Genomic DNA, 11,249 nt, shown 5'->3' with positions numbered 1-11,249 from the left:
TTCGCCAGGGCATACTCCGTTACGGGTGAGGCGCGTGTGACTCCTGTGCGTCGGATTCGGCGGGCCGTCGCGACAGCTTCGACGGCCACCAGATCGCTCGTCCGATGTCGTAGCTCAGCGCCGGAACCAGCAGCGAGCGCACGACGAACGTGTCCAGCAGCACGCCGAACGCCACGATGAACGCGATCTGCACGAGGAACAGGATGGGGATGACGCCGAGCGCGGCGAAGGTCGCCGCCAGCACCAGCCCCGCCGACGTGATCACACCACCGGTGATCACGAGGCCCCGCAGGATGCCCGACCGTGTTCCGCGCTCGAGGGACTCCTCCCGCACCCGCGTCATGAGGAAGATGTTGTAGTCGATCCCCAGCGCGACGAGGAACACGAAGCTGTACAGCGGGACCGCCGGGTCCGCGCCGGGGAAGTCGAACACGTGGTTGAAGAACAACGCCGCGACGCCGAGGGCGGTGCCGAACGACAGCACCGTGGTGAGCACCAGCAGGATCGGCGCGACGACCGCGCGCAGCAGGATCATCAGGATCACGAGGATGACGACGAGCACGAGCGGGATGATCAGCGTGCGGTCGTGGATCGACGCGTCGTTCGTGTCGACCGCCGTGGCCGTCACCCCGCCGACGAGCGCGCCGGGCACCGTCTCATGCAGGGCGCTGCGGATGCTGCGGACGGTCTGCTCGGCGGCAGCCGAATCGGCGGCGTCCGACAGCGTGGCCTGCAGCAGCACGTCGCCGTCCGACACCGTCGGCTCCGGCGTCGGGGTGCCCGGAGGGCCGAACGCGGTGATCCCGTCGGAGGTCACCTCTGCGCTGCCGCTCGGGCTGTCGGCGGACACCACGCTCACGCCCTCCACGCCGTCCTCGGCGAGCAGCACATCGGCGGCGTCCTGCAGTTCGGCCTCGGGCACGATCACAGAGGCAGGGCTGCCCGAGCCGGCGGGGAAGTGCTCGCCGAGGATCTGCTGCCCCTCCCGTGCCTCCGAGGTGCCGAGCACCAGGTCGGACTGCGGCACCCCCGAGGCGTTGAGCTGCGTCGCACCGAGCACGCCGACGGCGAGGACGAGTGCCGTGATGATCCAGATCGGGCGGTGGCGGCGACGGATGCACCCGGCCAGCCACGCCCACGGGCCGCGGGAGGGCATGCCGTCCTCGGCCTCGACGACCTCCGGCTCGTAGACCGGACGACGCGGCCAGAACGAGGCGCGTCCGAACAGGAAGAGGATGGCGGGCAGCAGTGACAGCGACGCGAGCATCGCGAACACGATGCCGATGGAGGCGACCGGTCCGAGTGCGCTGTTCGATTTGAGATCGCTGAGCAGCAGGCAGAGGAGACCCGCGATCACCGTGCAGCCGGACGCCACGATCGGCTCCACCGACCCGCGGATGGCCCGCATCGCGGCGACCCAGGTGTCGGTGTTCACCCGCAGCTGCTCCCGGAATCGCGAGACGAAGAGCAGGGAGTAGTCCGTCGCCGCGCCGATCACGAGGATGAACAGGATGCCCTGGGTCTGACCGCTCAGCAGCAGGAGCCCCGCCTTCGCCAGCCACCACACCGTCAGCAGCGCCGCAGTGAGGGCGAAGACGCTCGTGGTGAGTACCGCGACCGGCAGGAGGAAGGACCGGTACACGACGATGAGGATGATGAACACCGCGAGCAGCGCGACGCCCAGCAGCAGACCGTCGATGCCCGTGAACCCGTTCACGAGATCCGCGGTGAAGCCGGCGGGCCCGGTGATGTGCACCTGGACGCCGTCGGGTGCCGCATCGCGCAGCGCCGTGTCGACGTCGGCGACGGCCGCCCGCAGCTCTCCGCTCTCGGCAGTGATGGGCACGAACGCCTGTGCGGCCTCGCCGTCCTCGGAGGGGATCAGCGGCGAGACGTCCGCGCCCACGCCGTCGACGTCGTCGGGGAGCGCGGCGACCGCGTCCGACATCCGCTCCAGATCGTCGTCGGACAGCACATCAGCGGCGGACACCACGACGACGGCCGGGATGGCGTCGGAGTCGCGGAACCCGCTCAGCATCGACTGCACCTCGGTCGCCTCCGCGGAGGACGGCAGATACGCGGACTGCTCGTTGGACGAGACCTCGCTCACGCGTCCGAAGTACGGGCCGCCGACACCGGCGGCGACGAGCCAGATCAGAATGAGCAGCGCGGGGATGACGATGCGCAACCACGCCGGCACCCTGCTGTGGGGGGCGCGCCTGCGGCGCTGATCCGATCCGGCATCCGGTGTCGTGCTGGGCATGAGGGGCTCCCTACAGAGGGGGACGGCCCTCGAGTCCATGAAACCACGCGGAGCGGCTCCCGCATGAGAATAGGGGCATGACCACCGCCCTCCGTTTCCTGAAGCGCTATCCGGTCGTCCCGCTCACCGTGCTGGTCGGAATCGGCGTGCTCGCTCTGCACACGGCCGGCTTCGCATTCGCAGCCCAGGTCATCGCCACGGTGTTCGTGGCGGCGTTCATGCTCTGGACGATCGTCGGCATGGTCCGTTCGCTGCTCAAGGGACAGTTCGGGCTCGACATCCTGGCAGTGGTCGCGATGGGGGCCACGCTCGCCGTGGGGGAGTACGTGGCCTCGCTCATCGTGGTGCTGATGCTCTCCGGTGGTGAGGCGCTCGAGGACTTCGCGTCGTACCGTGCGCGCCGGGACCTGAACGCGCTGCTGGAGCGCTCGCCGCAGCGCGCACACCTGCTTGACGCCGACGGCTCGCTGCGGGAAGTCCCGGTCGAACAGGTCGGTGAAGGCGACCTGCTGCTGGTCCGGCCGTCCGAGATCGTGCCGACGGATGCCGCTCTGCTGGACGATGTGGCGGAGTTCGATGAGTCCTCCTTGACCGGCGAGAGTCTTCCGGTGACGAAGAGCGCCGGCGACGAGGTGATGTCCGGGTCGGTGAACGGAGACGACGCGGTGCGGCTGCGCGTGCTGCGCCCGGCGGAGCAGAGCCAGTACCAGCAGATCGTGAAGCTCGTCGCCGCGGCGGAGGATGCCAAGGCGCCCATGGTGCGGCTCGCCGATCGTTACGCCGTTCCCTTCACGATCGTGTCGTTGGTGATCGCCGGGGCCGCCTGGGCGATCGCAGGGGATGCAGCCCGCTTCGCGGAGGTGCTCGTGCTGGCGACACCCTGCCCCCTGCTGATCGCGGCGCCGGTGGCGTTCCTCGGCGGGCTCTCGCAGACTTCGAGACGCGGGGTGATCGTCAAGGGAGGGGCGGTGCTGGAGCAGTTCGGCCGGATCCGGTCGGCGGCGTTCGACAAGACCGGCACGCTGACTCGCGGGCGCCCGGCATTGATCGACGTCCGCGCCGCGTCCGGCTTCGAGGAGGCCGACGTGCTGCGGGACGCCGCGTCCGCAGAGCAGTACTCGACCCATGCTCTCGCCGACGGCATCCGCGCGGCGGCGGAGGAGCGAGGCCTGACCCTGCTCCCCGCGTCGCATGCGGCGGAGGCCGCCACGAACGGCGTCACGGCCGTGATCGAAGGGCGCACCGTCGTCGTCGGCAAACCGGCGTACATCGACGCGCTCACGCCCGACTTCGTCCGGGAGGAGCTGCGTTCGGGCGAGGCCGCCGCGTACGTCGCGATCGACGGCCGGTATGCCGGGGCGCTGATCCTCGCCGACGAGCTGCGCTCCGAATCCGGCGCCGTCGTCGGCTGGATGAGGGAGCACGGTGTGGAGCGCATCGCGATGCTGACCGGCGACGCGCGCCCCACCGCCGAGTCGGTGGCGGCCGCGATCGGCGTGACGGAGGTGCATGCCGAGCTGCTTCCCGCCGACAAGGTGCGGCTGGCGAGTGAGATGGCGCCGCGCCCGATGCTGATGGTCGGCGACGGGGTCAACGACGCCCCTGTCCTCGCCGCCGCAGACATCGGCGTAGCGATGGGAGCGAAGGGCGCGACCGCGGCGGGCGAGGCAGCGGATGCGGTGATCGTCGCCGACTCGCTGTCCCGCCTCGTCGACGCCATCCGGATCGGCCGTCACACCCTTGCGGTCGCGACCACGGCCATCGTGATCGGGATCGTGCTGAGCATCGGCCTCATGCTGGTGGCGACGACCGGCGTGATCCCCGCCGTCGCCGGCGCGCTGATCCAAGAGGCTGTGGACCTCGCGACCATCCTCTACGCTCTGCGGGCACTGCGCCCGCCGAAGGGCAGCGAACTCGGCACGGTGCCCTCTGCGCAGGTCGCGTCAGTCATGCGGTCCGGCTGAGGCCAGCACGCCGACTCCCTCACGCAGCTCGAACACGAGCTGGGTCTCCGTCGCGCGCACCACGTCGTGCACGGTGATGTGCTCGAGGACGATGTCGCGCAGCGCCGCGGCATCCGTCACGGCGACGTGCACGAGGAAGTCGTCCGCCCCGGCGATGTGGAACACCTGCAGCACGCCCGGCGTGACCACCAGCGCGTCGAACAGCGCGTCGACGCCGGCCTTGCTGTGATTTCCCAGCCGCACCCGGATCACCGCCTGGACCGGAAGGCCGAGCGCGGTCGGGTCCACACGCAGTCGAGCGCCCAGCAGCACCCCACGTGCGCGCAGGGATCGCAGCCGGAACGCGCAGGTGGACGCCGGGATGCCCAGCGCCTGAGCGAGGTCGCGGACCGTCGTCTCGGGACGCTCGGCGAGTGCGCCGAGGATGCGCAGGTCGAGCGGGTCGACAGCGGAGGGCTGTGCGGTCGCCAATACGGACACCTTCTCTCCGAGCATTCTTGTCGAATCAACAACATGATGACGCCTTGCGGCACTTCCGGGCAACAGGGGTAGACCGATTCTGTTCCCTGGAGCATCCTGGCGGCATGTCCGATCTGCCGCTGCATCCCGAGACCATCGCCGTCCACGCCGGACGCACCGACTTCGCCGCGCTCGGCGTGCATGCCGCACCGATCGACCTGTCCACGACGAACCCGCTGCCGGACATCCTGCACGGCGGGGACTCCTACGAGGCGATGGCGACCGGCGGGCACCCGGTGCCGGAGGGCGGCAACGTCTACGCCCGGTTGTGGAACCCCACCGTCGCGAGGTTCGAGGAGGCGCTCGCGGAGCTCGAGCACGCCGAGGCCTCGGTCGCGTTCGCGTCGGGCATGGCAGCGATGACTGCAGCGATCCTCTCGCACACCCAGGCGACGGGACGGCGCCACGTCGTCGCGGTGCGTCCGCTCTACGGCGGAACCGATCACCTGCTCGACTCCGCCCTGCTCGGCACCACGGTGACCTTCTGCGACGCACACGAGGTGGCGGCGGCCGTGACCGCCGACACGGGCCTCATCGTGCTGGAGACGCCGGCCAATCCGACTCTCGATCTCGTCGACATCGCGGATGTCGTCGCACAGGCGGGTGAGGTGCCCGTGCTCGTCGACAACACCTTCGCAACGCCGCTCCTGCAGAATCCGCTCGACCTCGGCGCCTCGATGTCGCTGCACAGTGCGACGAAGTACATCGGCGGCCACGGCGACGTGATCGCCGGAGTGATCGCCTGCTCGGAGAGCACCGCCGTGGCGCTGCGTCAGGTGCGCGCCATCACCGGCGCCCTGCTGCACCCGCTCGGCGCCTATCTGCTGCACCGCGGACTCGCCACCCTGCCGGTGCGCCTGGCCGCGCAGGAGGCGGGCGCCGTCGAGCTCGCACGCTGGCTGGCCGATCAGCCGGCGGTCTCGGACGTCTTCTTCCCCGGCGCGAGGCCGGAGGATCGCGAACTGGTCGAGCGGCAGATGCGGGGCCCCGGTGCGATGATCGCCGTCCGTCTGCGCGGCGGGTACGCCGCGGCCGAAGCGCTGACCGGCGCGGTGCGCCTGTTCACGCACGCCGTCTCGCTCGGTGGTGTCGACTCGCTCATCCAGCACCCCGCGGCGCTGACGCACCGTCCGGTGGCGCCCGAGGCACGGCCCGGCGCCGACATCGTGCGGCTCTCGATCGGCCTGGAGAACGTCGAAGATCTTCGGGCGGACCTGGATCAGGCGCTGGCGAAGGCCGATGCCGCGTCGGCGCAGGTGACACGCTGACCCTTCCGCACCGTCTACGGTGGAGGCATGAGCGACAGCACCGACCCGACGCCGCAGCCCGGCTACACTCCGCAGCCCGGGTACGCCCCGCCGGCCTCGCCGGCCGCTGCCGCGCCGCAGGGCGGCTACCAGACGCCGCCGCAGGCAGGCTACCCGGCACCGTACGCGGGCTACGCCGCGGCGCCGGCAGCGCCGAAGACCAACGTCCTCGCGATCGTCACGTTCGTGCTGGGCCTGCTCGGCTTCGCGATCGTGCCGGTCATCCTCGGACACATCTCGCTCAGCCAGATCAAGCGCACCGGCGAGGGCGGCAAGGTTTTCGCGATCATCGGCCTGGTGCTCGGCTACCTGATGTGCGCCGTGTACCTGCTCCTGCTGATCCTCCTCATCGTGGGCAGCATGTTCTACGCGTCCTATTACGGCTGACGTCTCCCGGCGCCGCGTGGTGGGGTGATGTGTGACCGATCATGGAACGATGGAGCCATGAACTCTCCGAACGCCACCGCCAACCTCACGAGGGAAGAGACCGCCGAGCGGGCCGCGGGCATCACACTGAATCGCGTCCGCGTCGAACTCGATCTCTCCGGCGCACCTGAGCACAGCCGCACCGGATTCCCCACAGCGACGACGCTGGAGTTCGACGCCACGGCATCCGAGACCTGGGTCGACTTCATCGGCGAGAGCGTGGACCGCGTGGTCCTCAACGGCGCCGAGCAGGCCGTCGAATGGGACGGTGCGCGCATCCGCGTCACCGGACTCGACGCGCAGAACACGCTGACCGTCGAAGCGGTCGCCGCGTACAGTCGCTCCGGCGAGGGCATGCACCGCTTCCACGACCCCGTCGACGGCGAGACGTACCTGTACACCCAGTACGAGCCCGCAGACGCCCGCCGGGTCATGGCGAGTTTCGAGCAGCCCGACATGAAGGCCTCGTACACGTTCGTCGTCTCCGCTCCGGCGGGATGGCAGGTGCTCTCCAACCAGCGCGCGGAGCACACGACCCCGGGTATCGGCGTGCAGACGGTGCAGTTCGCCCCCACACTGCCGATCTCCAGCTACATCACCTCTGTCGCGGCCGGTCCCTACGCCCGCGTCGACGACGAGTGGCGACGTGGGGATCAGGTGGTCGAGCTCGGTCTGTTCTGCCGTGCATCGCTGCTGCAGTACCTCGAGTCCGAGGAGTTCCTCACCGTCACCAAACAGGGGCTGGACTTCTTCACCGACGCGTTCGCCTTCCCGTACCCGTGGGGCAAGTACGACCAGATCCTGGTGCCGGAGTACAACCTCGGCGCGATGGAGAACCCGGGATTGGTGACGTTCACCGAGGCGCACATCAGCCGCGGCGCAGCCACCGACGCGCAGCGAGCGGGGCGTGCGAACACGATCCTGCACGAGATGGCGCACATGTGGTTCGGCGACCTGGTCACCATGCGCTGGTGGGACGACCTGTGGCTGAAGGAGTCGTTCGCCGACTACATGGGAGCGCACGCCTCGGTGGCCGCGACGCGGTTCACGGATGCCTGGGTGTCGTTCGCGAACCGACGCAAGGCGTGGGCCTATCAGCAGGACCAGCTGCCGACCACGCATCCGATCGTCGCCGACATCCCCGACCTCGAGGCCGCGAAACTGAACTTCGACGGCATCACCTACGCGAAGGGCGCCTCGGTGCTCAAGCAGCTGGTCGCCTACGTCGGTGAGGAGGCGTTCTTCGAGGGTGCGCGCCGCTACTTCTCCGCGCACGCCTACGGCAACACCACGCTCGACGACCTGCTGGTGCAGCTCGAGGACGTCTCCGGACGCGACGTGCGCACCTGGTCGGCCGCCTGGCTGGAGACCTCCGGCGTCTCGACGCTGTCGCTCGAGACGGATGCGGAGGGGCGCGGGTTCGTCGCGCAGACGGATCCCCGTCCGCACCGCCTGCGCATCGGCCGGTATGACGTCGAGGACGGAAGGCTCACCCTCCGCGACCGCGTCGAACTGGATGTCGCCGACGACACCACACCTTTCGAGCGGGCGGACGCCGACCTCGTGCTGCTGAACGACGAGGATCTCACCTACGCGAAGGCGAGGCTCGACGAGCGGTCCCTGGCCACGGTGGAGGAGACCCTGTCGGGCATGGACGACGCGCTCGCGCGCGGCCTCATCTGGGCCTCGCTGTGGAACGCGACTCGCGACGGAGAACTGCCGGCGCAGCGGTACCTCGCGATCGTGCGCCGGCACGCGCAGGCCGAGGGCAACATCATGCTGCTGCCCGGCGTGCTGATGAACGCGCAGTTCGCCGTGCGCCACTACGTGCGCGACGACGCCAGGGACGCCGAGCAGCGCGCCTGGCTGGATCTCACGTGGCAGGCGCTGCGGGCGGCGGACGCCGGCAGCGACGCCCAGCTGGCATGGGCGCGCGCGTTCGCCGACGCCGCGGCGTTCGACGGCGCACGCGCCGACGACGTGCGGGGGATGCTGGACGGCGCGGCTCCCGAGGGCCTGACACTCGACCCCGACCTGCGCTGGCAGCTGCTGACGGCGCTCACCACGACCGGCGCCGCCGGCGCGGACGAGGTGGAGGCGGAGCTGGCCCGCGACGACACGGCGTCGGGCCGCACCGCGAGCAGGCGGGCGCTCGCGTCCCGGCCCGCAGCCGAGATCAGGGCCGCGGCCTGGAACGCCGCGTGGAACGACCTCACGCTCAGCAACGATCACCTCGACGCCACGATCGGCGGTTTCCGGGCCGGTGGCCGGCGCGACCTCATCGCCGGGTTCGACGAGGAGTACTTCGAGCGCATCGCCGACGTCTGGGCGGAGCGCAGCATCGAGCTGGCCAAGCGTCTGGTGGGCGGGATGTTCCCGGCATCCGACTCCCTGGAGCCGGTGGACGCGTGGCTCGCCGCGCACGAGGACGCGCCCGGTTCGCTGCGCCGGATCGTGATCGAGCAGCGCGACCACCTCGCCCGCGACCTGCGGGTGCGCGCGGCGCAACCGGACGCGCGCTGACGACGGACGGACGGCTGGCCCCTGCACCTCGAGGTGCAGGGGCCAGCAGCGTCTCAGAGGTCGAGCGAGTCGCCCGGCTCGAGCTCGAAGAACTCGCCGCCGTACTGCTCGATGAGTCGACGCAGGTGGTGGCGGTGCAGGGTGCGGCCGATCGTGGAGAGGGTCATGTCGTGCGTGCCGAATACGCGCTCGGCCCCGACCGCGACGGCGAAGTCGATCGCCTCGCCGATCTTGAGCCAGGGCGCGCCCAGGGGGGCTGCGAGCGTGCCGACCGCGACCCCCTCCGGGACGGCATAGGAGTCTCCGGGGTAGTACAGCTCGTCGTTCACGAGCACGCCGACGTTGTCGACGACGGGCAGGCTGGAGTGGATGACGGCGTGGGTCCCGCCGAAGAATCGCAGGGTGAAGGCGCCCGCCTGCACGGAGTCGCCGGGGGAGACCACCGTGATCTCGTAGTCGCCGCCGGTGGCGAGCGAGACGCCTTCCGGGGCGAACACCGGCGTGCCGGGTGCCGCACTGAGGATCTGGTCGAGGTGGGCCGGGGTCCAGTGATCGTTGTGCTCATGCGTGATCACCACGGCCACGACCTTCCTCAGATCGTCCAGCGGTGTGGTGAACGAACCCGGGTCGATGAGGAGGGTGTCGCCGGCCTCGTCGATGCGGAGGGCGGCATGTTCGAATTTCGTGACGCGCATGTGCCGAGTCAACTCCTGTGCGGCCGGAGGCGCAAACAGGCGCGACACGCCCGTGATCCGTGTTCGACCCGCCTCGATTTGGTCGCTCCGGAATCGGCATGCCATACTTGAACAGTTGTCGCGGAACGAAAAAAGTTCCGCAAGACGGCCCCATCGTATAGCGGCCTAGTACGCCGCCCTCTCACGGCGGTAACGCGGGTTCGAATCCCGCTGGGGTCACAGACAACACCAGAAGGCCCCCGGATATCCGGGGGCCTTCTGCGTGTCCGGATCAGTCGATCCTCGCCGCGGAAGGCTCATCCGGAGTCTCCTCCTGCTTCCGCAGTGACAGAGCCCGCAGTTGCGGATTGCGCAGCGGCACGATCATCAGCAGCGCCATCGCCCCGCCGTACACGGCGAAGGGCACCCAGAGCGGAAGGATGCCGGCCAGGGCGCCGAACGCCGCCATCGCCACGGGCATCAGGCAGTCGTCGCCGAGCCGCAGGATCGAGCCGAGGCGGCCGAGATAGTCGGGTGCGGCGGTCGCCGCGAAGGTCGAGCTGAGCAGAGTCGAGGCGAAACCGGCGGTCAGGCCGATCGTCAGGCAGCCGGCTCCCACGACGACCGGATCGCCGATGCCGAGCGCCACGATGCCCGCGCCCTGCACCATCAGCGCGGCGAAGCCGCCGATCGCCTCGTGCCGTGGGCGCCAGCGCACCACGACCAGCGCGCCGATCATGGCGCCACCGCCGACGAGAGCCTCGAACACACCGACCGCTCCGGCGCCCCAGTCGCGCGACGTCGCCTGCAGCGGCAGGCCGATCGCGATCGCCGGGCCCACGGCCAGATTGAGGCCGGACAGCGCGATGACGAGGGTCCGCGTCGCGCGTTCACGTCCGAGGTGCCGGAAGCCGTCGGCGACGCCGCGCAGCACGCTCTGCTCGGCGGAAGCGCGAGGGAGCGCGAACCGCGGACGCAGCCACAGCACGATGAACACGATGACGATCACGTAGGTCAGCGTGTTCAGTCCGGCGCTCCCCGTGATCCCGTACGCCGCAACCAGGAAGCCGCCGGCCGCCGCTCCGGCCATGGTCCCCAGGCGCGAGAGCGTCTGGCTCAGCGCGGCGTACGCAGGCAGGTCGGAGGGGGCGACGAGCTGGCGGGGCATGGTGCTGGCTGCAGGCTCGAAGAATGCGTCGCACAGTCCGAATGCGACGCTCGCGATCAGCAGCAGCGCCACGGTCGGCGGGGCAGCCAGGCACCAGACCGCCACCGTGACCAGTACGACGACGCGCAGCGCGTTGAAGACGATCATCAGGCGCCGGGCGTCCGCGCGGTCGGCGTATGCCCCGCCGACGAGCAGGACCACGGCGCGGGGGACGGTGCCGGCCGCCACGACGAGTCCGGCGACGGCGGGGGAGGCGATCTGCACGGCGGTCCACGCGAAGGCGATCGTGAAGACCGCGTCGCCGGCGTCGGACAGCGCCTTGATCAGGAGCCACGCCTGCACCATCCGGTCGCGCGCGAAGGGCGGCGGAGTGCGCAGCATGGTGGGTTCTGCAGCAGTGGTCAT

The 11,249-nt window shown here is 70.3% G+C and carries 8 protein-coding genes and 1 tRNA gene; 5 read left to right on the top strand and 4 right to left on the bottom strand.

Features of this window, described 5'->3' with window-relative positions; translation table 11 throughout:
- Nucleotides 1–19: 19 nt before the first annotated feature.
- Nucleotides 20–2,263, bottom strand: a complete 2,244-nt coding sequence (locus DY023_RS12995) for an MMPL family transporter (protein ID WP_116242761.1) — start codon at nt 2,261–2,263, stop codon at nt 20–22.
- A 77-nt stretch (nt 2,264–2,340) separates the two neighbouring features.
- Between DY023_RS12995 and DY023_RS12990 the strand changes: the two genes are divergently transcribed.
- Nucleotides 2,341–4,227, top strand: coding sequence for a heavy metal translocating P-type ATPase (locus tag DY023_RS12990; RefSeq protein ID WP_116242760.1), 1,887 nt, complete (start codon nt 2,341–2,343; stop codon nt 4,225–4,227).
- Here the strand turns inward: DY023_RS12990 and DY023_RS12985 are convergent.
- The gene (locus DY023_RS12985) at nt 4,207–4,698 is read right to left on the bottom strand and encodes an Lrp/AsnC family transcriptional regulator (protein WP_245958693.1); all 492 of its coding nucleotides are present in this window, start codon (nt 4,696–4,698) and stop codon (nt 4,207–4,209) included. The genes DY023_RS12990 and DY023_RS12985 overlap by 21 nt on opposite strands.
- A gap of 113 nt (nt 4,699–4,811) precedes the next feature.
- Between DY023_RS12985 and DY023_RS12980 the strand changes: the two genes are divergently transcribed.
- Genes DY023_RS12980 through pepN form a run of 3 tightly spaced genes read left to right on the top strand, consistent with a single transcriptional unit; the run spans nt 4,812 to nt 9,002 of the window.
- Complete coding sequence (locus DY023_RS12980; protein WP_116242758.1) at nt 4,812–6,014, top strand: trans-sulfuration enzyme family protein; 1,203 nt, start codon at nt 4,812–4,814, stop codon at nt 6,012–6,014.
- A 27-nt stretch (nt 6,015–6,041) separates the two neighbouring features.
- Nucleotides 6,042–6,440 carry a DUF4190 domain-containing protein gene (locus tag DY023_RS12975; protein ID WP_116242757.1) on the top strand — a complete coding sequence of 133 codons (399 nt, stop codon included), beginning with the start codon at nt 6,042–6,044 and terminating at the stop codon, nt 6,438–6,440.
- 57 nt (nt 6,441–6,497) lie between these two features.
- The gene (pepN, locus tag DY023_RS12970; protein ID WP_116242756.1) at nt 6,498–9,002 is read left to right on the top strand and encodes an aminopeptidase N; all 2,505 of its coding nucleotides are present in this window, start codon (nt 6,498–6,500) and stop codon (nt 9,000–9,002) included.
- A 53-nt stretch (nt 9,003–9,055) separates the two neighbouring features.
- Here pepN and DY023_RS12965 read toward each other — a convergent pair whose 3' ends face one another.
- The gene (locus DY023_RS12965) at nt 9,056–9,697 is read right to left on the bottom strand and encodes an MBL fold metallo-hydrolase (protein ID WP_116242755.1); all 642 of its coding nucleotides are present in this window, start codon (nt 9,695–9,697) and stop codon (nt 9,056–9,058) included.
- Nucleotides 9,698–9,843: 146 nt separating this feature from the next.
- On the opposite strand from DY023_RS12965, the gene DY023_RS12960 reads away from it, so the two are divergent.
- A tRNA-Glu gene (locus DY023_RS12960) sits at nt 9,844–9,916 on the top strand.
- Nucleotides 9,917–9,968: 52 nt separating this feature from the next.
- On the opposite strand, the gene DY023_RS12955 is transcribed toward DY023_RS12960, so the two are convergent.
- Entirely contained in the window at nt 9,969–11,249 is a 1,281-nt protein-coding gene (locus tag DY023_RS12955; RefSeq protein ID WP_116242754.1) for an MFS transporter, read from the bottom strand.

The organism is Microbacterium bovistercoris, from assembly GCF_003387575.1.
GTDB lineage: Bacteria > Actinomycetota > Actinomycetes > Actinomycetales > Microbacteriaceae > Microbacterium > Microbacterium bovistercoris.
The sequence above is the reverse complement of the archived record's forward strand: the minus strand, read 5'-3'. Positions and strand labels throughout refer to the sequence as shown.